Source organism: Streptosporangium sp. NPDC049046 (assembly GCF_040649155.1).
Lineage (GTDB): Bacteria > Actinomycetota > Actinomycetes > Streptosporangiales > Streptosporangiaceae > Streptosporangium.
Genome location: NZ_JBEZEZ010000037.1, coordinates 1 through 22,607, shown reverse-complemented (window position 1 = coordinate 22,607; position 22,607 = coordinate 1). Strand labels below are relative to the sequence as shown.

The window sequence follows — 22,607 nt, the reverse complement described above, 5'->3', positions numbered from 1 at the left end:
CCGGCAGAAGTCATCTCGCCGGCGGGATGGCTCGATTACCGGCGGGCCCGATTACCTGCGGGGCGGCCTCGATTAACCCGCGTACCGTCCCGATTAAGGCGAGGGCGGGATTATAGGCCGCCTTCCGGAGACCCGTCCGAGCGTTTTTTCCTGTTTCCGGTGACATGGTTATCGTCCTCCCATGGTTCTACGTGTCAAGCTCGCCCTGTCATTGCTCACGGCCGCCGCCCTGGTGGGAGGTGCTTCCCCACCGGCTTCCCCGGTGGTGGAACGATCCGTCGCCGCGGGGACCGCGCGGCCGTTCGCGATGCAGGACTTCATGACCACGAAGAAACTCGGTCAGGTCGTGCCGTCCCCCGACGGTAAAGCGGTGGCGGTGGTCGTGAAACGCGGCCCGAGCGAGTCGAGCAGATATGGGGCATCATTTGTCGACGGAAACGAGCGCGCGGACATCTGGATAGTCGACGGCCAGGGTCCGGCGCGCGACGTGACGCACGGCGCGAAGGACGGCACCGGCCACTACAACCCGGTGTGGTCGCCCGACGGGCGCATGCTCGCCTTCGCCTCCACCCGGGGCGGCGACGACGTGTTCCTGCACGTGTGGGACCGCGAGACGGGCGAGACCCGCAAGCTGACCCCGCGCGGGGTGCAGACGATGACGAACGCCTCGGGCTACCTCATCCAGTGGCTGGACGAGCGGCGGGTGATCGCTCCGATGGTGAACGCCGGCCGCTGGGCGCTGGAGTACGGCCAATGGCTGGAGGCCCAGCGCGTCGCCCCGAAGCAGTGGGCGAAGGTCGAGAAGGGCAAGGAGGCCACCGCCTCGGTGCTCGACAGCTCCACCGCCCAGAGCGAGGACAAGCTGGACGAGGAGATCGCCGTCATCGACGCCGTCACCGGGAAGCTCACCTCGGCGGGCCCTGCCCGTACCTACACGGCGGGCAACCTGGTGGCCGATCCGACCGGACGCCTCATCGCCCGGGTGGACGACCTCGGCCCCACCCCGGCGGTCGCCGGGCAGCTCAAGCGTGTTCTGGAACGGCGCACCCAGCTCGCGATCGCCTCCGCCTCCGGCGGGCAGCCGCGCGTGGTGACCGAGGTGCCGAACCCCTCGGTCACCGTGCAGCCTCGCTGGGCCGCCGACGGCTCCCGGCTGCTCGTCGTCGGCAAGACCACCCCCGAGACGCCCGACCCGTTCACCGCCTACCTCGTACCCTCCACCGGTGGAAAAGCCACGCCGCTCGCCGCCGACCGGCTCGTCGCGACGGGCCTGCTGTGGGGCGCCGGAACCCCGCTGGTGCGCGGATCAAAGGTCGTCGATGCTGTGAACCCGATGGCCCGCCAGGACTGGTGGGCGTTCGACCCCGCCGACCCGGCCGCCGCGCCGCGCGACCTCACCTCGCGGTTCAAGGTCCCGCCGCTGGAGCTGGTACCTGTGCCCGGCGGCGTGCTGGGCGTGGCCGACGGGCGCGCCTGGCTGATCGACCCGCGTACCGGAAAGGCGCGCGACCTGAACACGGGCGGCGCCGCGCCGCTGGCGGAGCTGGCCTGGCCGCTGGACGACGGCGTCAAGCGCAACGGCGTGCGGCCCACCGACCGGGGAGGGGCCGAGCCGGCCAACCCACGCCTCGACCGCGACTTCCCCGTGGTGCTCGCCCGTGACGCCAAGGGCGGCCTGTACGAGCTGGCGCCCGGCGCCTCACCCGTGCTGACCCCGCTCCCGCTGCCGCACCCCGAGGCGGGCGTCGCCGGATACTCCCCCGCGAGCCGCACCGCGGTCTTCGGCGCGGGCGGCGACCAGGGCACCGCGCTGTGGACCTCCCAGGCGGGCCGCCACACCCAGCGGCTCTCGCTGAACGGCCACCTCGCCCAGGTGACCCCTCCGAAACGCGAGCTCATCACCTACAAGGGGGCTGACGGGGAGAAGCTCACCGGCGCGCTGCTGCTGCCACCGGACCACCGCGACGGGCAGCGCCACCCGCTCGTGGTCAACGTGTACGGCACCAGGATCGTCTCCACCCTGGAGGACGTGCCGGAGTTCCAGGTGAACAACCCGAGCTACCTCACCCTGCAGTTCCTCGCGGCCGAGGGTTACGCCGTGCTCGTCCCCTCCATACCCCGCCCTCAAGGCAAGGCCGCGGCCGAGCCGATGACCTGGCCCACCAAGCCGATCATGAACGCGGTGGACGCCGCGATCGACGAGGGCGTGGCCGACCCGAAGCGGCTCGCGGTGCTGGGACACTCCTTCGGCTCCTACAACGTGCACAGCCTGGTGACGCAGACCGACCGCTTCAAGGCGGCGATCGCGATCTCCGGCTTCTCCGACGTGATCAGCAGCTACGGCGTGTTCGACTCCCGCTTCCGCTACACGCCCCGCGCGCAGGAGTGGTTCGCGCCCGCCTACATCGAGGACCCCGCGTTCGAGTTCGGGCTGGGCAAGCCGCCGTGGGAGGACCCGCAGAGGTACGTGCGCAACAGCCCGCTCCTGCACGCGGGCAAGATCAAGACGCCGGTGCTCATGCTGCACGGCGAGCGTGACTACCTGACCCACACCGGCTCGGAGGAGATGTACACCGCGCTGGCCAGGCAGGCCAAGAAGGTGCGGCTGGTCAGCTACTGGGGCGAGGCGCACATGCCGTACTCGATGATCTCCCCCGCGAACTTCCAGAGCATGATCGAGCAGGAGCTGGACTGGCTCCGTCTCAACCTGCCCGGAGGCACCCCGTGAGACTCTTCTCGCCCGCCCAGGAACGGGCCTGGCTGGAACACCGCATCCGCGGCGACGCCGTACCCGACGGGATCTCCCTGCGGCTGCGGCTGACCGGCCCTCTCGACGAGAGGGCGCTGGGCTCGGCGCTCGGCGACCTGGCCGCGCGGCACGAGGTGCTGCGCTGGACCCTGCCCACCCGTAGCGACGGGCCTCGCCCGGTGGTGTCGGCCGGGGCTCTGCCCGCGCCCCGGGGGGTGCCGGTCGAGCCGGAGAAGCTCGGCGCGGCGCTGACCGAGGTGGAGTCCCGGCCGTTCGACCCGGTGACCGGGCCGCTGGCGCGCGCCTCCCTGCTCGCGCTCGGCCCCGAGGAACACGTGCTCGTGGTGCGCATGCACCCGTGCGTCGCGGACGAGGGCTCGGTCGCGGTGCTCGCCGCCGACCTGACCGAGCTGTACCGGGCCCGGGTCGAAGACGACTCCCCGCGCCTGCCCGGCACGCCCCGCGTGCCCGGCAGGGACGACTTCCCCCGTCCGGACGCGAAGGCTCCCAACGCGAAGGCCCCTGACCCGTCGGCATCGTTTCCCGGCGCCCGGGACTCGGCGCCCGTTCGCGGCCGGGACGCCGCGCCCGCCGACACCGCGGCGGTCTCGGACAGTGGTCCCGGGGCGACGGGCGACGACAGGCGGGAGTTCTGGCGCGAGGCGCTGCAGGACGTGCCGCCGCTGGAGACGGCCACCGACCGGCCCCGCCCCGGGCGCCGCTCCGGCGCGGGCGGGACGCACCGCTTCGAGGTGGCCGTGCCGTCCGAGCCGGCCTCCCCCTCCCTCGCGGTGCTCGCGGCGTTCGCCGTCCTGCTGTCGCGCTGCTCGGGCCAGGAGCGCTTCACGATCGGCGCGCACGCCCCGGGGCGTGTCTCGGGGCTGCTCGGCGGGGAGCCGAACGAGTTCGCCGGGACGGCCGGACCGCTGGACGACCTTCTCCCCTTGCCGGTGGACCTGTCAGGCGACCCGGACCTCGCCACCCTCTCCGCCCGGCTGGGGCGGGCCGCGGACGACGCCTGGCGGCACCGGCTGCCCCTGCAGGACCTGGTCTCCGCCGTCGCGCCGCCCCGTGACCCCAGCCGGGGTGCGCTGTTCGACGTGGCGTACGGCGTCGTACCCTCTCCCGCCTCGCACGAGGCGGCGGGCCTGCGCCTCGAACCGCTCGGCGACGAGGAGCCCGCCGCCCGGCGTACGGCCTGCGACCTGGACCTGCGTCTCACCGCGAAAACACCGGACAGGACAGGAACCCGGAACGGCGAAAGCCGGGGAAACGGGGACGGAGAAGGAAGAGGGGCCGGGGAAAGCGCCGAGGACGGCCGCCTGTTCCGGGCGACGCTGACGTACGCCACCGACGTCTTCGACCACGCCACGATCGAACTGATGGCCGCCCGCCTGGCCCGGCTGCTCGGCGAGATGGCCCGCTCCCCCGCGCGCCCGGTGCTCGACCTGCCACTCGACGACCGCTCAGGACCGATCGCGGGCCCGCCCGCGGCGGTGGACCTGGACTCCCCGGGCTCCACCCTGGCCGCGCTGATCGCCGCCCAGGCCCGGCGCACCCCAGAGGTGACGGCCGTGGACGGGGACGACGAGCGGCTCACCTACCGCGAGCTGGACGAACGCGCCCGCGAGCTGGCCGGATGGCTCGCGGCCGAGGGGGTGGGCCCCGGCACCGTGGCCGCGATCTGCCTGCCGCGCTCGGCCCGCCTGGTCACGGTCGTGACCGGGGTGCTGTACGCGGGCGGCGCGTTCCTCGCTCTCGACCCGTCCCAACCGGCCCCCAGGCTGAAGTATCTGCTGTCCGACGCGGCGGCGGCCGTCCTGGTGAGCACCGGGGAGATCCTCGGCGGCCTGCCCGAGGGCGGGGGGCGCCGCCTCGACCTCGACCGACGCGATCCCGTTCCCCTCGACCGTCTCGTCCCCGGGCCGTCCAACCGGCATGCCCTCGCCAAGGAGACTCCGCCCGGCCCTGCCGGGCCCCACGACCTCGCGTACATGATCTACACCTCGGGCTCGACCGGCCTGCCCAAGGGGGTGCTGCTCGAGCACTCCGGCGCGTGCAACCTGGTCATGGCCCTCGCCCCCGAGCTGGGGATCGGCCCCGGGGTACGGCTGCTGCAGTTCGCGCCGCCGACCTTCGACGCCTGGGTGTGGGAGGTGTTCACCACGCTGGTCTCCGGGGGCACCCTGTGCGTGCCGGAGGCGGGGAACATCCTCGTCGGCCGGGCGCTGAGCAGGTGCCTGTCGGAGCGCGAGGTGAACGCCGTGTTGCTGCCCCCCTCGGTGATCGCGACGCTGCCCGGCGACGACCCGCTGCCCGCCCTGCGGGTGCTGGTCACCGGCGGTGAGGCGTGCACTCCCGACCTGGTGGAGCGCTGGGGCACCGGCCGGCGCATGGTCAACGCCTACGGGCCGACCGAGGCGACCGTCATCGCGACCCTGGCCGACTGCTCGCCCGGCGAGGGCGTACCGCCTATCGGGCTGCCCATGGCGGGGGCGTACGCGCTGGTGCTGGACGCCGCCGGACGCGTCGCGCCGTGGGGGGTGCCCGGGGAGCTGCACGTCGGCGGCGCGGGCGTGGCACGCGGCTACCACCGGCGGCCCGCGCTGACCGCCGAGCGGTTCGTCCCCCTGGCCGGACGACCACCCACGGCACCGGACACACCGTCACCTTCGGCCCTGAACGGCCCATCCCCCTCGGCGCCGGACGGGCCTCCCCCTTCGACCTCATGCGGGTCGCCCCTCTCGGGGGCGGATGTTCCTCTCCCCTCGACGTCAACCGGCCCATCCCCCTCGGCCCCCTCGGTGCCGGGCGGGCCGCCTCCGGTGTGCGGTGAGCGGCTCTATAGGACCGGTGACCTGGTGCGGCAGCGCCCCGACGGCCGCCTCGACTTCATCGGCCGGGTGGACCACCAGGTCAAGCATCGCGGCTACCGGATCGAGCTGGGCGAGATCGAGCAGACGCTGCGGGCCTGTCCCGGCGTGGACGACGCGGCGGTGGCCCTGGAAGACGAGCAGCTGGTGGCCTACGTGGCCACCTCCGCCTCCACCGCCGCTTCGGGGACCGCCGCCGCGTCCGTTTCCACCCCCGCGCCCCGCTCGGGATCCACCGCGACCTCCACCTCCACCTCCGCGATGACGGTCACGGCGAAGGACGCCAGGGCGTGGACGGCCGGGCGGCTGCCCGGCTACATGGTGCCGGGGACCGTGCACGTGCTGGACGAGTTGCCGCTGACCACCGCGGGCAAGATAGACCGCCGCAGGCTCGCCTCCTCGGCCGCCCGCGCCGCGAGCCGGTCCGACGAGCCTCGCGACCGGCTGGAGCTGGAGGTACTGGAGGCTTTCCGGCGGGTGCTGGACGAGCCGGGTATCGGCCCGCACGACGCCTTCTTCGAGTCGGGCGGCGACTCCCGGCTCGCGGTGACGTTGCTCGGCCGCCTGCGCGGCGGCCTGCGCAGGCCGGTGGCGGCCCGCCTGCTCTGGGAGCGTCCCACGGCCGCGGGCCTGGCCTCGGCGCTACGCGAACTCGGATAGGCAGGAACCGCACCACCAGGCCGCGCCCGGACGATCGAGTCCAAGGAGTCTGCTTACCGGCCAAACCTGTTCCGTCACCCGGTGCCGAACCTGATCGGCGTATGAGATCGGCGCACCCGCGCCGCGAGGGCCGCGGCCCACCCCCAGCCCAGGAGCGCGATGGCGCGCAGGAGCAGGCTCAACGGCCGGGAGTTCTCGCCGTTATCCGACAGCAACCCTGCCAGCAGGTAGAGAGCGAGAAGCGCCACGCCGGTGGCCGCGCAGTAAAGCGCCCACCCGCGCTCTCCCCGTACGGCGAAGTAACGGGTGAAGACGAAGCACGCCGCGACCAGCGAGACGAACAACAGGACGAAGGCGACGCCATGCAGGATGTAGCTCAGGCCGGGGTCGTCGGGAAGTCCTGGCGGCGCGCCCGGCGGGTAGCCCCACGCCGGTTCGAAGCGGAAGACGCCGGCCGCGACCAGGCCGGTCCCGTATCCACCGATCAGTAGCGGTCCCCAGGTGCCGCCGTTGCCCGGACGTAGCACCCGCCACAGCCCCGCCGCGAACGCGATGTTCAGCAACCCGGTGATCACGAAGTTGGCGATCTGGATCCACCCCAGGTCGCCCAGGCTCAGCATGCTGAGCGGCTGCCGCCGGGGATCGAAATCCGCGCGCGTGTAGTCCTGGATCACGACCACGAGGATGAACAGCGGTCCGGCGACGGCACCGCAGGTCAGCATCGCCCTCGTCAGCCGCTGTTCTCGCGTGACGGGCATGGTTCCCCCTCTTGACCGGCTCTGTGACCGGCATCCCCGAAGTGCTCGGGGGTACCGATGCTCACACTTTCCTTAGCAGCGCTAAGTGTGCATCGCCGCCATGCTTCCTTAGCGCTGCTAAGGTGTCAACCGATGGGAGAGAGCAAACGAGGAGCCGGCCTGACCCGGCAGACGGTGATCGATACGGCGCTACGGCTTCTCGACGAGGTCGGTCTGGACGGGCTCACGGTGCGCAGGCTCGCCTCGGAGCTGGGCGTCCAGTCACCCGCCCTGTACTGGCACCTGCGCAACAAGCAGGAGTTGTTCGACGGGATGGCCGACGCGATCGTCCTGGCCGCGGGGATGGGCCCGCCCCGCGACGACGAGTCCTGGCAGGACTGGCTCGCCCGCCGGGCCCGCGCGTACCGCGACTCCCTGCTCGCCCACCGCGACGGCGCCCGCCTCGTCGCCAACGCCGCGAGCCTGAGCCCGGAGACGATCAGGATGTTCGACGAGGAGCTGACCGCCATGGTCGGCCGGGGCTTCACGCCGGTTCTGGCGCTGCGTACGATCACCGCCCTCACCCGTTACGTCAACGGGTACGTCCTGCAGGAGCAGGCCGAACGCCGACAACACCCGGACGCCCCGCCGGACCGGCTCGCGACGCTGGCCGCACTGCTCGACGGCGGCACGGAGGCCACCCTGATCGCGGCGCTCCGCGAGAGCGGCGGCTCGTTCGGCGAGGACGCCTTCGAACACGGCCTCCAAGCGCTGATCGACGGCACGGCCACCGCCCTGGCCCGCACGGCCTGAACCGCGCTCATTCGGTTAGACGGCGTCCGGGCCGAAGGCTCGCAGGAACGTGTGGACGGCGGCGACGGCCACGCTCCGCAGTTCGGCGTCGGTGACCTCGCGGGTGCCGAGCCGGGACCGTGCCTCCATCGGGCCGGTGAGCAGTGCGCTGAACTGTTCGGCGGCCCGGGCCGGGTCGGTCGCGCGCAGGCGGCCGGCGAGTGTGAGCCTGGCCAGCCGGTCGGCCAGGGCTCGGGCGACGCGCTCGGCCGCATGCCCTTGGACGATGTCGAGCAGGTCGGGAAACTGGTTGAGCTCGGCCGCGAGGAGTCGCCGCAGCGCCCAGGAGCGGTCGTCGCAGTAACAGCGGAGCAGGCTGTGGCCGACCTCCTCCAGCATCGCGCGCGGCTCGCCTCCGTCGTCGGTGAGCCGCTCCAGCGCGGCCATGTTCTTGGCCAGCGCCCTGTCGGCCTGAGCGGTGATCGCCTGACGGAGCAGGGTCTCCTTGTCGCCGAAGTGGTTGTACACGGTGGCCTTGGCGACGCCCGCCTCGGCGGCGATCACATCCACCCCGGCCTGGGCGTATCCCTGGCGGGCGAACACGGTGAACGCGGCGTCCAGGATCGCCTGCCGCTTGTCGATGCGTCCGCGCGCGGGGGCGAGATCCCGCCCTGCCGAGGTTCCCGCTCCGTTCATGGGCCGCATTCTAGCGCGTCGATCACCCGACCAGACTCGTGAGTCCATCTGTCTGGACGCGATTGACTAAGACTGATTGGTCTCTTAATTTGTACTCGCTGGTCTAGTTTGCCGCGCCCCGACCACCGAAACCGCCGAGTCGAAGGACACCGCATGACACGACCCCAGGACGACAGGCTCGATCCGGCGCTGCTGCGGCTGATCGGCGTGATCCTGCTCGGCGGACTGCTGGGCATCCTCAACAGCACGATGGCCGCCGTCGCCACCGGCACCCTGGCCAGGGCCTTCGACACCTCGCTGAGCACGGTCGGCTGGGCCTCCACCGGCTTTCTGCTCGCCGTCACGGCGACCATCCCCTTCACCACCTGGGCCGTGGACCGGTTCGGGGGCAGGCGGCTGTGGCTGTGGGGCCTGGCCCTGTTCCTGGCCGGATCCCTCGCCTCCGGGCTGGCCTGGAACGTCGGCAGCCTGATCGTCTTTCGTGTCGTCCAGGGCGTCGGCGCGGGCGTCCTCGACCCGCTCGTCCTGATCCTGCTGGCCCGCGCCGCGGGTCCCCACCGCGCCGGGCGCGTGATGGGCCTGATGGGCGTGGTCCTCTCCCTCGGTCCCGTCCTCGGTCCCGTCATGGGCGGGGTCATCCTTCAAGGGCTGCCGTGGCGCTGGATGTTCCTGCTCAGCGTGCCCGTCGGCCTCGTCGCCCTGCTGCTCGCCCTGCGCGTGCTGCCCGCGGATCCACCGCTCGGGCGGCAGCGGTCGCGGGTCCGGCTCGACGTCCTCGGCCTGGCCCTGCTCGGTCCGGGGTTCGCCGCTCTCGTCCTGGCCCTCTCGCAGACGGCCGAGCAGGGCGCCTTCACCGCCTGGCAGGCGCTCACCCCTGTGGCCGCCGGCGTCGTCCTGCTCGCCGCCTACACGATCCACGCGCTCCGCGTCCGGCGTACCCCGCCCCTGATCGACCCGCGGCTGTTCGCGGGCCGGGGTTTCGCGGCGAGCGTCACCATCATGGGCCTCGGCGGGCTCGCGAACTTCGCCGCCCTGTTCGCGCTGCCGCTGTACCACCAGCAGGCGCACGGACACGGCGCGCTCGCCGCCGGGTTGCTGATGGCGCCGGTGGGCCTCGGCGGCGCCGTCAGCATGCCGCCGGCCGGACGGCTCGCGGACCGGATCGGCGCGCGCGGGCCGGCCTGCGCCGGGGCGCTCGTGGCCGCCCTCGGCGCGCTGGTCCTCACCCGGGTCGGAGCGCAGACCCCCGAGGTGTGGCCCGCGCTGGCCGCCTTCACCATGGGCCTGGGGATGGGCTTCTTCAGCGCGGCCACGATGGGATCGCTGTACCGGACGCTGCCCGCTCCGCTGGTGGCGCAGGGCAGCTCGGTGCTCTACATGCTCAACCAGCTCGGCGCCGCGATCGGCGTCGCCGTCGTCACGCTCATCCTGCAGACCGCGGACGACGTGATCACCGGCTTCCACGGCGTCTTCCTGTTCGCCTTCGCCATGATCGTGGTCGTCCTCGCCGCCGTCCCGCTCCTGCCCCGCCGCGAGGACGCTCCTCGCGGCGTCGACGTCCCGGTGTGACCCGCCGACGGCCCCGCGAACGGCCCGTCATGGGCAGGCCCGCAGACGCGGGACGGCGGTGTGCCCCCTCGCGTCACATCGAGGGTTCCGCACCCGGTGCCGGGGTGGCGGCCTTGGGCTCGCGGCGCAGCATGGCCCGCAGCCGCTTCTCGATCGGATACTCGTACAGCCGGTACAGCCCCCACGACAGCAGCACGCTGACGACCAGCCCCGCCAGCGCGTACGGCAGGTGCGCCCAGGTGGGCTCGGGGAAGTCGTAGAGCGACTGCCGCCCGAACGCGTGCTTGGCGATGGGGAAGAGCACCAGGAAGTGAACGAGGTAGAAGGCGTAGGACCACTGGCCGAGCGCCACCAGCGGGCGTGAGCTGAGCAGGCTGCGCCGCCCGGCCAGGTCGTTGGTCGCCGCCGCCGCGATGAGCAGCGCGAACACCACGATGCTGCCCCGGTTGGCGGTCTCGGCGAGCGCGGTCTGCCACACGCCGGACCAGGACCACGCCCACAGCAGCGCGAAGTAGCCGACCGTGATCGCGGTCGCCGTGCGCAACCCGATCGGGCTGCGCCAGCCCCGGCGCACGGCGGCGGCGATCACGATGCCCAGCACGAACTCGCTGACCCGGGAGATCGGCGAGTGGGTGGCGAAGTAGTACAGGTCGGAGGTGAACCAGTTCTCGGCGGTGAGCTGCGGGTTGGCAAGCCAGAGCCACACGCGCGTGCCGATGCTGATCACGATGAGCACGGCGGCGATCATCACCATCTGACGCAACGTGCGCCGCACGATCGGGCGCACCACGAACGGGAAGACCGCGTAGAAGAACGCCTCGCACGACAGCGACCAGGAGACGGTGTGCGGCACGGCGTCGCTCTGGAACGACGCGGGGAACCACGCCTGCACCATGAGCAGTGTCGCGACCGTCCACCACACCAGCGCCGTGCCGCCCTCGGTGGGCCAGAGCTGGCCCCCGACGAGCAGCGCGACCGCCGCGACGGTGGTGATGAGGAGCGAGGGCCAGATCCTGGCGAAGCGGCGCCAGTAGAACTTCGGCGCGGTGTCCCTGTCGAAGAACGTCCAGGTGAGGACATAGCCGGACAGGACGAAGAAGAACGTCACCCCGGCCGTGCCGAGGACGAACAGCTCGTTGAGGTAGGGCAGGGGCAGCAGGATCGCGACGTGGCTGAAGAACACGCCGAACGCGGCGAACCACCGCAGCCCGGTGAGCGACTCCAGCCGCGTCCTCGGCGGCCCCTCGATCGTGTCCGGTGACGGCTTGGCGGCTACCGAGGTCATGACGCCGCCTCCTCTCCCTCGAGGCCGGCTTGCGCGCGGCGCTCGTCGAGGAGCGCCGCCTGTTCGCGGACGGTCGCGTGACGCAGCAGGTCGGGCAGCTCCACCTCGACGCCGAACGCCACCTCGTAGCGCAGGCTCAGCCTGGCCAGGGTGAGCGAGTGGCCGCCGAGGTCGAGGAAGCCGTCGGAGGCTCCGATCTCCTCCACGCCGAGCAGCTCGCGCCAGATCCCGGCGACGGTCTCCTCGGTGCCGCCCTCGATCGGCACGTGCCCGCCCTCTTCGCCGGGGGCCTCGGGGCTGGGCAGCTCGGTATGGGCGATGTGGCCCTCGGCGGTCCTGGGCAGGAAGTCCAGGACGGTGACGGAGCCGGGGAGCTGGTATTCGGGCAGGTGGGCGGTGAGCTCGGTGAGGTCGATCCCCTCCCCCGCCACGTACGCGGCGAGCCGGTCGTGGCGCACGTCGACGGCGGCCTCGGCGACGCCGGGCCGCCCCGCCAGGGAGCGGGCCAGCTCGTCGGTGTCCACCCGGAACCCGCCGACGGTGAACATCCGGTCGAAGCGGCCGAGCAGTTCCAGCGAGCCGTCGGGGAGAACGCGGCCGCGGTCGCCGGTGGCGGTGCCGCCGACGTGGATCTCGCCGGGAACGCCGACTGCGCCGGGGCGCCCGGTCCGGTCGGCGATCTCGATCGACGTACCGGCGAGGGCCTCGCCGAGCAGGACGCCCCTGCGGGGTTCCGTGAGCGGGTCGACCCGGTGGGCCGCGGCCCAGTGCTCGCCGTACAGGGTCCAGGTGGGAATCGCGGCGGCCAGTTCCCGCGCGAGAGCGGGCGGGGTCGTGGCCGCGTCGCAGAGCGCGGTGAACGGGCGGTCGGCGGGCAGGCCCTCATGGAGCAGCAGCCGCCACGCGGCGGACGGGGCGTGCACCACGGTGGCGTCCGCGACCAGGTCCCTCAGCCGTCCGGCGTCACGGGCGGCCTCGGGGGGCGCGGTCACCAGGTGCGCGCCGTGCAGGAGTGCGAGCAGCACGGCGTCGGCGAACGCGCCGGACGTGGGCGGGGCGAAGGTGAGCACGGTGTCGGCGACGCCCAGGCCGATCCGCGAGGCGAGGTCGGCGATCGGCGCGGCGCCCGCGCCCTCCGTACGGCCGTCGAGGACGTCCGCCTTGAGGTGGGCGTATCGCCAGACGGCCGGATCAGGACTGTCGGCGGCCGGGGGGCCTGCTCCCCTGCGTACGGCGGGCGCGAGGTTCTCGGCGCGGGCGTCGAGCTCGGCGTAGGTCAGCGTGACGGCGGAGGGGGCGCCCGTGGAAGACGTGCCCGTGGCGGTGCCTGTGGAAGTGCTCGTGGAGGTGCCGGTGGAAGGCGTGCCCGCGTGGGTGGTGACGGCGGGCGCGTCGGGGGTGAGCCGCACCCGCTCGGCGAGGACGGCGGCCGGTCCCTCGGCGCCGGTCCCTGGCTCCGCGGGCCGGGGCGCGGGAGGAAGGGAGAGGTCACCGACCGCTAGGTCCGGGTGGGCGCAGGCTCCGGCGACCAGGAGCTCGAACTGCTCGGCGAGGACCTCGACCGTGGCGGGGTCGAACAGGTCGTCGTTGTAGCCCCACAGGCCGGCCATGCCGTCGCCGTCGACGCTGAAGTCCACCATCAGGTCGAAGTGCGACACCTCGACGTCGGGGACGAACTCCGAGGCCCGCACGCCCGGCAGGTTCAGGAAGACGCCGTCGTTGTCGCGCACCCCGAGCCCCGCCTGGAACAACGGCGTGTGGCTCTGGGGCCGCTGCGGGTGCAGCTCGCGCACCAGTTCCTCGAAGGGCATCTCCTCGTGGTCGTGTCCCTCGACGGAGGCGTGACGCACGCGGCGCAGCAGTTCGCGGAAGGTGGGCTCCCCGCGCAGGTCGAGGCGCAGGCAGATGATGTTGATGAAGCATCCGACGAGCGCTTCGAGTTCGGGCCGGATGCGCCCGGCGGCGGGTACGGCGGTGACGATGTCGGCCTGGCCCGCGTAGCGCGACAGCAGCACGCCGTAGGCGGCGAGCAGCACGGTGAACGGGGTGGTGCCCTCCTCACGTGCCACCGCGCGCACGGAGGCGACGACGTCGCCCGGCAGCCGGGAGCGGTGGAAGCGGCCCGCGCGGCGCCGGTGCGGCGGCCGGGGCCGGTCGGAGGGCAGGTCGAGCAGGCGGGGTACGCCGTCCAGGGTGCGCCGCCAGTAGTCGACCAGGCGTGAGCGCACGTCCTCGGTGCGCAGCCGTTCGCGCTGCCAGAGGGAGAAGTCGGTGTACTGCAGGTCCAGGTCCGGCAGGCTCACCGGTTCGCCGGAGCCGGTACCGGCTCCGGTACCGGTCGCCCCGCCGACGGCCCCGGTGTAGAGGGCCTCGACCTCGCGCCCGACGATCCCGAAGGACGGGTCGTCGAAGACGATGTGATGGAAGGTGAGCACGAGCACGTGGTCGTCGGGGCCCAGCCGAAGCAGCAGCGCCCGCCAGAGCGGCCCGTGGCGCAGGTCGAACGGGGCGAGGATGTCGTCGGCGGCCATCCGCGCGGCCTCGGCCTCGGCGTCCGGCTCGTCACCCAGGTCGACGGAGCGCAGCACGCTCGCGGGCGCGTCACCGACGCGCTGCACGGGCATGCCGTCGACCTCCGCGACGGTGGAGCGCAGGATCTCGTGCCGCCTGATCACCTCGCACAGCGCCCGGTCGAGGGCTTGGGCGTCAAGGGGTCCGCGCAGCCGCAGCGTGGCGGGCACGTGGTAGAACCCGAAACCCGGATTGAACATCTCGCCGAACCAGATGCGCTCCTGGGTGGAGGAGACCGGCACCCCCGAATCGGGCACGGCGTGTCGCGGGATGCGATCTCGCTCGCGCCTGCGGCGGGCGATCAGGTCGTGCACATTGTCCGCGCTCTTGGAAATCGTCATGTGAATGGTGTCCTCACGTCTGTGGGGTGCAGCGTGAATGCAGAATTTTGCGTCAGGATATGTCTTGATAAGCGAGAGCATTTACCCTCTATTGCGAAAAGGCGGCGAAGCGGATATGGAGCTGCAGGGTGTGACGGCGCTGGTCTCCGGGGGCGGCGGAGGGCTCGGCGCCGCCACCGCGCGCGAGCTCGCCAAGGCCGGAGCGCACGTGGTCGTGGCCGACCTGGAGGCCGCCGCGGCGGGCCCGGTGGCCGACGAGGTGGGCGGCACGTTCGTGGAGACCGACGTGACCGACGCGGGCTCGGTCGAGCGCGCCGTGCGGACGGCCGCCGAGGTCGCGGGACCGCTGCGGGTGGCGGTGAGCTGCGCGGGAATCGCGCCCGCCGCCCGTACGGTCGGGCTGGACGGCCGCCCGCACGACCTGGAGACCTTCGAGCGGGCGCTCGCGGTCAACGTGGTCGGCACCTTCAACGTGATGCGTCTGGCCGCCGCCGCGATGGCCGCGACCGAACCGCTGGAGGACGGCGAGCGTGGCGTGGTCGTCAACACCTCCTCGGCCGCCGCCGAGGACGGCCAGGCGGGCCAGGTCGCCTACGCCGCCTCCAAGGGCGCGGTCGCGGCGCTCACCCTGCCGGCCGCCCGCGACCTCGCCTCCGTCGGCGTGCGGGTGTGCGCGCTGTCACCGGGCCTGTTCGACACCCCGCTGCTCGCGGCGATCCCGCCGGAGTTCCGGCGCCCGCTGCTGCGGCAGATCGCCTTCCCGCCCCGGCCGGGAACCCCTGCGGAGTTCGCGCGAGCGGTCCGCGCCGTATGCGAACTGGGTTACCTCAACGCCGCCGTCGTCCGCCTGGACGGCGGCCTGCGCCTGCCGAACACCTGAGGGAACTCGCCGTACGTTCGGGAGCGGAACACCGGAAAGACCCGCCGAACACGTGAAAAACCAACGGGGCGTTTGGCGGCGCAACTTCCGAGCAGAACACCGATCCCGTGAACGCCGACACGTCTCGCCGGCGGGATGCGGGGTAGCGTCCCGTTACGTTTCCATGGTCGTCGATCGAAGGAGATGAGGAAATTGCTCACCCCACCCGACGGAATGCCGAGAATCACCCCCGTCATCTTCTACTCCGATGTCGAGAAAGCCATCGAATGGCTCATCGAGGCGTTCGGATTCGAAAAGCGCAAGGTGTTGAACGACGACGACGGGTCCGTCGTCCACGCCGAGCTGTCGTTCGGCGAGGGGGTCGTGCAGCTCGCCGGAACGGGTGACGGCCGCAAGCACGAGCCGCAGGGCGAGGGCGAGCTGCGCCAGAGCCTGTATGTGTTCGTGGACGACGTGGACGAGCACTACGAGCGCGCGAAGGCCGCGGGAGCGGTGATCCGCGACAAGCCGGACACGCGTTTCTACGGTGACCGCAACTACACCACCGAGGACCCGGAGGGCCATCACTGGGTCTTCGCCCGCAGGGTCGAGGAGATCCCGTACGAGGAGATCGACACCCCATGAGCGCCGTCGAGCAGGTCAGGGAGCTGTACGAACGCTACCCGTGCCCGTCGCTGACCGTCGGCGACGACCTGATCCTGGACCTGGCGCTCGGCATCGGTATGGTCGCCAGGGACAAGACCCTGGCGGGCAAGCGGGTGCTGGACGCCGGGTGCGGCACCGGGCACCAGCTGCTCGGGCTCGCCTCGCAGTATCCCCGGGCGCACTTCACCGGCATGGACCTGTCGCAGTCGTCACTCGACGTCGCCGAGGAGCTGCGCGAACGCAACGGGCTGACCAACGTGGAGCTGGTGCGCGGCGCCATCGGCGGGGAGGGGTTCGAGGGCCCCTACGACTTGATCGTGATGACCGGGGTGCTGCACTGCCTGGACGACCCCCGCGCGGGCCTGGCCTGGCTCGCCGAGCGGCTGTCGCCCGGCGGGCTGATGTACCTGTGGCTGTTCCACAGCTTCGGCGAGCACCAGCGGCTGATCGACCGCGAGCTGGTGCGGCTGCTGTCGGGCGGCGACACCGGCGAGGAGGGCCTGTCGGTGGTGCACCGGCTGGGCTTCGGCCGCTCCGCGGGCCGCTACGGCACGGGCACCGCGCCCGGCGCCGACCCACGCGACCAGGACGTGCTGGACGCCGACGCCTACCTGCACCCGGTCATGCGCACCCACCGCTTCGGTGACGCGGCCCGCCTGTTCGAGGGCCTCGACGGGATCGGCTGGGTCGCGCTGAACGGCGTCAACTGGGACGGCGGCGGCAAGATCCTGGACCTGGGCCGTCGCCACCCCGCCTCACCGGTGTTCCTGTCGGACGCCGACCTGTTCGACGACGAGGAGCTGCTCGCCCGCTACGCGGCGCTGCCCGTCGCCGAACGGGCCGCGGTGATGGAGCTGCGGCTCGCGCCGACCGGCTTCACCGTCGTGGCCGGCACCCCGGAGGCGGAGAGGCTGTGCGAGTCCAGGATCTCGGGCAACGTGCTCCTGCGGAACCAGATGGCCGCTCCCGGCGGGACCGGCGACCGGTGATGACCGTGACACCCTGCCGGACGTGCGTCCGGCAGGTGAAAGGCGCGTCCGGGCCGACCGGCGTGGGCCGGCCCGGACGCGCCGAACAACTCACTCAGGCGAGGTCGAACCGGTCGAGGTTCATCACCTTGACCCACGCGGCGACGAAGTCCTTCACGAACTTCTCCTTCGCGTCGTCGCTCGCGTAGACCTCCGCGAGCGCGCGCAGCTCGGAGTTCGACCCGAAGACGAGGTCGGCGCGGCTGCCGGTCCACTTGACCTCGCCCGTGGCGAGGTCGCGGCCCTCGAACGTGCTCTCGTCCTCCGACGTCGCCTTCCACCTCGTGCCCAGGTCGAGCAGGTTGACGAAGAAGTCGTTGGTCAGGACCCCGGGGGTCGTGGTGAGGACGCCGAGCGAGGACTGCCCGTGGTTGGCGCCCAGGACGCGCAGGCCACCGACGAGGACCGTCATCTCGGGGGCGCTCAGGGTGAGCAGGTTCGCCCGGTCGATCAGCAGGTACTCGGCGGGCAAGCGGTTGCCCTTGCCGAGGTAGTTGCGGAACCCGTCGGAGGCCGGCTCGAGCGCGGCGAACGACTCCACGTCGGTCTGCTCCTGCGAGGCGTCCACCCGGCCCGGCGTGAAGGGGACCTCGATGTCGAAGCCCGCGTCCTTGGCGGCCCGCTCGACGGCGGCGCTGCCGGCGAGCACGATCAGGTCGGCGATCGAGACCTGCTTGCCCCCGCTCCGCACGGCGTTGAACGCCTCCTGGATCTCCTCCAGGGCGCGCAGCACGGTGGCCAGCTGGTCGGGGTCGTTCACCTCCCACCCCTTCTGCGGCTCGAGGCGGACGCGCGCGCCGTTGGCGCCGCCGCGCTTGTCGCTGCCGCGGAAGGAGAAGGCCGACGCCCACGCGGCCGACACCAGCTGGGAGACCGGCAGGCCGGAGGCGAGGATCTTGCTCTTGAGGAAGGCGACGTCATCGGCGTCGATCGGCTGGTACGTCGCGGTGGGCAGGGGGTCCTGCCACAGCAGCGTCTCGGACGGGACCTCCGGGCCGAGGTAGCGCACGACCGGGCCCATGTCGCGGTGGGTCAGCTTGAACCACGCCCGGGCGAAGGCGTCCGCGAACGCGGCGGGGTTCTCCAGGAAGCGCCGCGAGATCTGGTCGTAGACCGGGTCCACCCGCAGCGCGAGGTCGGTCGTGAGCATCGTCGGAGCGTGGCTCTTCGACGGGTCGTGGGCGTCGGGGACCGTACCGGCACCGGCGCCGTCCTTGGGCTTCCACTGGTGCGCGCCCGCAGGGCTCTTGCTCAGCTCCCACTCGTAGCCGTAGAGGATCTCGAAGAAGCTGTTGTCCCACGTCACCGGGGTGTTCGTCCACGCACCCTCGAGACCGCTGGTGATCGTGTCGCCACCCTTGCCGGTGCCGTAGGTGTTGTTCCAGCCCAGGCCCTGCTCCTCGATCGAGGCGGCCTCCGGGTCGGCGCCGACGTGGTCGGCCGGGCCCGCGCCGTGGGTCTTGCCGAAGGTGTGACCGCCCGCGATCAGGGCGACCGTCTCCTCGTCGTTCATCGCCATCCTGCGGAACGTCTCGCGGATGTCGCGGGCCGAGGCGAGCGGGTCCGGGTTGCCGTTCGGGCCCTCGGGGTTGACGTAGATGAGACCCATCTGGACCGCGCCGAGCGGGCTTTCGAGCTCCCGGTCACCGGTGTAGCGCTGGTCGTCGAGCCAGATGGTCTCCGGACCCCAGTAGACGTCCTCCTCGGGCTCCCAGACGTCCGCACGGCCGCCGGCGAAACCGAAGGTCTCGAAGCCCATCGACTCCAGGGCGACGTTGCCGGACAGGACCAGGAGGTCGGCCCACGAGAGCGCCTGGCCGTACTTCTTCTTGACCGGCCACAGCAGGCGGCGGGCCTTGTCGAGGTTGGCGTTGTCGGGCCAGCTGTTGAGGGGGGCGAAACGCTGCTGACCGGCACCGGCGCCGCCGCGGCCGTCGCTGATCCGGTAGGTGCCCGCGCTGTGCCAGGCCATCCGGATGATGAACGGGCCGTAGTTACCGTAGTCGGCCGGCCACCAGTCCTGCGAGGTGGTGAGCACCTGCGCGATGTCCCGCTTCACGGCCGCGAGGTCGAGGGACTTGAACGCCTCGGCGTAGTCGAACTCCTCGCCGAGGGGGTTGGCCACGGCGGGGTTCTTCGCGAGGATCTTCAGGTTGAGCCGCTCCGACCACCACTGGCGGTTTCCGCCGCCCTGAGTCGGGTGCGGGGCGCGCTCGTGCGCGACCGGGCAGCCACCTTCGCCCTCCGCCTTCGCGTCCGTGACGATTGCATCGTGGTTCTCAGACATGGAATCCTTCTGGATCTTCTGTTTCAGGGAGTCGCGGCGCTCAGGAGCCGCGAGGGGTGGAACAGCCGGGGCACAGGCCCCAGAAGATGACCTCGGCCTCGTCGATCGAGAAGCCGTGGTCGTCGGACGCGGTCAGGCAGGGCGCCTCACCGACCACGCAGTCGACGTCGGCGACGACACCGCACGACCTGCACACGATGTGATGGTGGTTGTCGCCGACACGCCCCTCGAACCTGGCCGGACTGCCGGCAGGCTCGATGCGGCGTAAGAGCCCGGCCGCGGTGAGCGCCTGGAGGGCCTCGTACACGGCCTGGAGTGAGATGTGGCCCACCCGATCGCGCACTCCGGAGGCGATCGCCTCGACTCCGAGGTGGTTGCCGTCCCGTACGGTCTCGAGCAGGGCCACCCGCGCGGCCGTCACCCGCAGGCCCACCCCGCGCAGCTCATCTGCGGTGGTCGGAGTGCCAGGTGCGGTCATGGGGCCAAATCTAGCGCCATAAACACGAAGAGTTCAAGTTAACGAACGATGCAAATTTAGAACCCCGCCAGGCGAGGAGACGGTCCGGGTTCCCCGAGGACCCGAGGACCGGCTCCGAGTGGCGACTCCGGCCACCCGGAACGGCCCGGCGGGAGTTTCGTCCTGGCTGTTCCGTCTCAGTTGGGGAGGACCGAGAGGCCGGACTGGGCGACGATGGCCTGAAGTGCGGCGACGTGGCCGGTGTAGGCGGCGCGCCCCTCGCGGGTGAGGCTGAACCATGTCCTCGGGCGCTTGCCGACGTGCCCCTTGCGGATCTTCACGTAACCGGCCGCCTCCAGGGCGCTCGCGTGCTTGGACAGCACCGAGTCGCTGACGCCCAGGTTGTCGCGGACGAAGGCGAACTCCGCCTCGTCGGCGGCGGCCAGCAGCGAGACGATCCCCAACCGGGTCGGCGCGTGGATCGCCGGGTCGAGTCGCGGCGTCATCGCGTCACCGCCTCCGCCCGGCGGACGGCCCGCCCGGACATCCAGCGGGCCAGAAGAGGCGTGGTGATCGCCGCGACCACAGTCATGATCACACCCATGAGCGTACGCGGGTAGGTGAGGCCCAGTTCCGTGAACCACAACGCCATCAGGGCGGCCCCGACACCGGTGGCGACCAGCCAGCCGGTGAAACCGATCCACGCCCACGGGTCCACCACGGAGGAGTGCAGGCGCATGTTCGCGTTCTTGACGTCTGTCACGAACTTGAGGACGGCGACGGCGAGACCGGCCGACAGGGCCGGCACCGCGATCCAGATCCACCAGGCGGGCGGGACCTCGGTGACGAACTGTATTCCGGCGACGAAGACCCAGACCGCCACGGGATACCAGGCGGGGAACATCGGCGGCGCGGCGCGCAGGGCCCTGCGCCGCGTCTCGTGAACCTGGTCCAGCGTCCGCGCAGCCTCTTCCGGGGAGATTTCCATGCCCACTCCTTCACTCTTTCCTATCTGGAAAGTACTTTCTACTTTCCAGATCGTCAAGTACTTTCCGAGACTGGCCAAGCATGGACAGGCCCTTCCGACGACCGCCCCCGCCAGGAGAGACTTCCGCGCCTTTCCGCGGACGATGCAACAGTTCGCCCGGTCAATCCATCTGAGAGGTGATGGGACGACGAAAGGCGAGGGCAGTTGGAATCAGATCCCCGGTTCGCCGGGTTCGTCGCCGAGCGCGGTGACGCACTGTTGCGTTACGGCTACGTCCTGGCCGGGAACCCGCACGACGCGGCCGACCTGGTGCAGGAGGCGCTGCTGAGGCTGCGCGCCGCCTGGCCGAGACTGCGCGCCAAGGACAACCCGGAAAGTTACGTGCGTACCACCATGGCCAGACTCCACACGGCGACCTGGCGACTACGACGGCGCGAGCTGCTCGCCTGGGACCCACCGGAGCACGGGTACCACGACACGCCGCCCGGCGAGGACGAGCGGGCGCTGGAGGAGGCGCTGGCCGGTTTGCCCCGCAAGCAGCGGGTGGTGCTGGTGTTGCGCTACTACGAAGGGCTGACCGACGAGGAGATCGCGACGGCCCTGAAGATCTCCCGCGGAACCGTGCGGAGCCAGGCGTCGCGGGCGCTCGGCAAGCTCCGTTCCGCGGCGGGCGAGCACACGGAGGAGAACGTCATGTCGGAGCACGGGAAGCGTCGATGACCGACATCGAGGAGCGGTTGAGCAGGTCCCTGGGCCGCATGGCCGAACGAGCGCCACGACTGGCCCCCTCGGCGGCGGAACGGCTGGAGACCGGCCACCGGCGGCGTAGGAGCAGGTCCCAGACCCTGCTCGCGGCGGCGACCATCGTGGCGGTCGCCGGCGGGATGACCGTAGCCCTGCAGGGGGGCGACGACGGAAGGGCGGTGACCGTGGCCGACCGCCCGTCGGGAAGGCCGTTCGTGGAGATCGACACCATCGTCGAACCCGTCGAGAAGGTGTGGCCGCAGGCGGTGTGGAAGATACCCGCCAAGGATCCCGAGGGCAGGCGACTGCGTCCGATCGCACTGACCGACGACCAGAACCTGCTGGTCGAGGCGCTCTCCGAGGCCATGCGGCCCGAGGTTCTCTACCTCTACGACCTGACCGGAGGAGATCTACGAAAGATCACGGATATACGCGCGCCGGGGAACGCCGCGAACATCGGCCTGGGCGAGAGCATGGTGGCGTGGTCGACCTCGACGAAGACCTCCGTGCGTCTGTGGGCCGTACCGCTGACCGGAGGCGAGGCCAGGCAGGTGGCCGAGCACAGGACCGAAGGCGACACGATCGACGGCCTCGCCGTGGCGAAGGGCGCGATCGTGTTCTCCGTGCGGAAGGGCGGGGTGTTCAGCGTTCCCGTGGACGGGGGCCGGGTGACACCGCTCGACCACGGGACCGGGCTGCACCTGCTGTCCTGGCCGTGGGCGGGCTCGCCGGGCACATGGAGCCCACAGGACGGGGCGGACGGGGCGCCGTTCACCCACCTGGTCAACCTGGAGACCGGCCAGACCGACGACGCGGCCCCTGCCCGGCAGGGACAGCAACTGCTCGCCTGCGGCGTCCAGTCCTGCATCTCGACGACGCCCGGCGGCGCCAGAGCGTTCACCCGGTCACGTGACGGCTCGACACAGCAGGAGGTGCCGCCCGGTTTCCATATCCCGGAGCCTCCCAGCCAGAGCCGCTTCTACGCGCGCAACCTCCGAGACGACGCCCCAGGGCTCGGGCTCTACGACATGAAGACCGGAAAGCTGGCGGCCTTCGACAGCGGGAACGACGGCACGCAGGGCGGGGTCCCGGTCGCCGACCGGGCCGGGCGGATGATGACGTACCTCACCGTGGAAGGCAGATATGTGATCGACCTGTCCAGGATCCCCTGACGGCGCCGCGTACAGGGGCCCGCGCGGGCACCGGGGTCCGCGCGGGCGGCGCCCTCGGTGAGGATGCCGGTCCGCGTCGCGGACCGGCATACAAACCCCCTCATCCAAACGCCACTAACACGAGATGGGAGAA

General features: G+C 71.8%; 17 protein-coding genes. 9 read left to right on the top strand and 8 right to left on the bottom strand.

The genetic code is table 11. The features are described from left to right. Positions 1-181: 181 nt before the first annotated feature. Positions 182-2,728 (top strand): prolyl oligopeptidase family serine peptidase, encoded by a 2,547-nt coding sequence (locus tag AB0B96_RS35365; RefSeq protein ID WP_362905882.1) that lies wholly within the window; start codon positions 182-184, stop codon positions 2,726-2,728. Then, complete coding sequence (locus AB0B96_RS35360) at positions 2,725-6,282, top strand: amino acid adenylation domain-containing protein (protein WP_362905880.1); 3,558 nt, start codon at positions 2,725-2,727, stop codon at positions 6,280-6,282. The genes AB0B96_RS35365 and AB0B96_RS35360 overlap by 4 nt, the downstream gene beginning before the upstream one ends. 74 nt (positions 6,283-6,356) lie before the next feature. Here AB0B96_RS35360 and AB0B96_RS35355 read toward each other — a convergent pair whose 3' ends face one another. Beyond that, the gene (locus AB0B96_RS35355) at positions 6,357-7,040 is read right to left on the bottom strand and encodes a DUF998 domain-containing protein (RefSeq protein WP_362905878.1); all 684 of its coding nucleotides are present in this window, start codon (positions 7,038-7,040) and stop codon (positions 6,357-6,359) included. A gap of 132 nt (positions 7,041-7,172) precedes the next feature. Here AB0B96_RS35355 and AB0B96_RS35350 point away from each other — a divergent pair, with 132 nt between their 5' ends. Then, a complete protein-coding gene (locus AB0B96_RS35350; RefSeq protein WP_362905876.1) occupies positions 7,173-7,832 on the top strand; it encodes a TetR/AcrR family transcriptional regulator C-terminal domain-containing protein in 660 nt (219 codons plus the stop codon). Between the two features lie 15 nt (positions 7,833-7,847). Here AB0B96_RS35350 and AB0B96_RS35345 read toward each other — a convergent pair whose 3' ends face one another. Continuing rightward, positions 7,848-8,507 carry a TetR/AcrR family transcriptional regulator gene (locus AB0B96_RS35345; protein WP_362905874.1) on the bottom strand — a complete coding sequence of 220 codons (660 nt, stop codon included), beginning with the start codon at positions 8,505-8,507 and terminating at the stop codon, positions 7,848-7,850. A gap of 153 nt (positions 8,508-8,660) precedes the next feature. Between AB0B96_RS35345 and AB0B96_RS35340 the strand changes: the two genes are divergently transcribed. Next, complete coding sequence (locus AB0B96_RS35340) at positions 8,661-10,076, top strand: DHA2 family efflux MFS transporter permease subunit (protein WP_362905872.1); 1,416 nt, start codon at positions 8,661-8,663, stop codon at positions 10,074-10,076. 73 nt (positions 10,077-10,149) lie between these two features. Here the strand turns inward: AB0B96_RS35340 and AB0B96_RS35335 are convergent, their stop codons facing one another. Both AB0B96_RS35335 and AB0B96_RS35330 read right to left on the bottom strand, forming a co-directional pair. Beyond that, on the bottom strand, positions 10,150-11,361 hold the full coding sequence (locus tag AB0B96_RS35335) for an acyltransferase (protein WP_362905870.1): 1,212 nt from the start codon (positions 11,359-11,361) through the stop codon (positions 10,150-10,152). Next, entirely contained in the window at positions 11,358-14,273 is a 2,916-nt protein-coding gene (locus AB0B96_RS35330) for a condensation domain-containing protein (RefSeq protein ID WP_362905868.1), read from the bottom strand. The genes AB0B96_RS35335 and AB0B96_RS35330 overlap by 4 nt, the downstream gene beginning before the upstream one ends. Before the next feature lie 115 nt (positions 14,274-14,388). On the opposite strand from AB0B96_RS35330, the gene AB0B96_RS35325 reads away from it, so the two are divergent. The 3 genes from AB0B96_RS35325 (at position 14,389) to AB0B96_RS35315 (ending at position 16,787) form a co-directional block, all read left to right on the top strand. Continuing rightward, positions 14,389-15,153, top strand: a complete 765-nt coding sequence (locus tag AB0B96_RS35325; RefSeq protein ID WP_362905866.1) for an SDR family NAD(P)-dependent oxidoreductase — start codon at positions 14,389-14,391, stop codon at positions 15,151-15,153. Positions 15,154-15,336: 183 nt separating this feature from the next. Next, positions 15,337-15,777, top strand: a complete 441-nt coding sequence (locus AB0B96_RS35320; RefSeq protein ID WP_362905864.1) for a VOC family protein — start codon at positions 15,337-15,339, stop codon at positions 15,775-15,777. Then, complete coding sequence (locus AB0B96_RS35315; RefSeq protein WP_362905862.1) at positions 15,774-16,787, top strand: class I SAM-dependent methyltransferase; 1,014 nt, start codon at positions 15,774-15,776, stop codon at positions 16,785-16,787. Before AB0B96_RS35320 ends, AB0B96_RS35315 begins: the two co-directional genes overlap by 4 nt. A 94-nt stretch (positions 16,788-16,881) precedes the next feature. Here AB0B96_RS35315 and katG read toward each other — a convergent pair whose 3' ends face one another. From katG to AB0B96_RS35295, 4 genes are all read right to left on the bottom strand, one after another. Continuing rightward, positions 16,882-19,113: a catalase/peroxidase HPI gene (gene katG, locus AB0B96_RS35310; RefSeq protein ID WP_362905860.1), complete on the bottom strand. Its 2,232-nt coding sequence runs from the start codon at positions 19,111-19,113 to the stop codon at positions 16,882-16,884. A gap of 40 nt (positions 19,114-19,153) precedes the next feature. Then, positions 19,154-19,591: a Fur family transcriptional regulator gene (locus AB0B96_RS35305; RefSeq protein ID WP_350949426.1), complete on the bottom strand. Its 438-nt coding sequence runs from the start codon at positions 19,589-19,591 to the stop codon at positions 19,154-19,156. Positions 19,592-19,767: 176 nt separating this feature from the next. Beyond that, positions 19,768-20,076 (bottom strand): transcriptional regulator, encoded by a 309-nt coding sequence (locus AB0B96_RS35300; protein WP_362905858.1) that lies wholly within the window; start codon positions 20,074-20,076, stop codon positions 19,768-19,770. Beyond that, positions 20,073-20,558, bottom strand: a complete 486-nt coding sequence (locus AB0B96_RS35295; protein ID WP_362905856.1) for a hypothetical protein — start codon at positions 20,556-20,558, stop codon at positions 20,073-20,075. Before AB0B96_RS35295 ends, AB0B96_RS35300 begins: the two co-directional genes overlap by 4 nt. Before the next feature lie 204 nt (positions 20,559-20,762). Between AB0B96_RS35295 and AB0B96_RS35290 the strand changes: the two genes are divergently transcribed. Further along, entirely contained in the window at positions 20,763-21,278 is a 516-nt protein-coding gene (locus AB0B96_RS35290; protein ID WP_362905854.1) for a SigE family RNA polymerase sigma factor, read from the top strand. Further along, a complete protein-coding gene (locus AB0B96_RS35285; RefSeq protein ID WP_362905852.1) occupies positions 21,275-22,474 on the top strand; it encodes a hypothetical protein in 1,200 nt (399 codons plus the stop codon). The genes AB0B96_RS35290 and AB0B96_RS35285 overlap by 4 nt, the downstream gene beginning before the upstream one ends. The last annotated feature ends 133 nt before the right edge of the window (positions 22,475-22,607 follow it).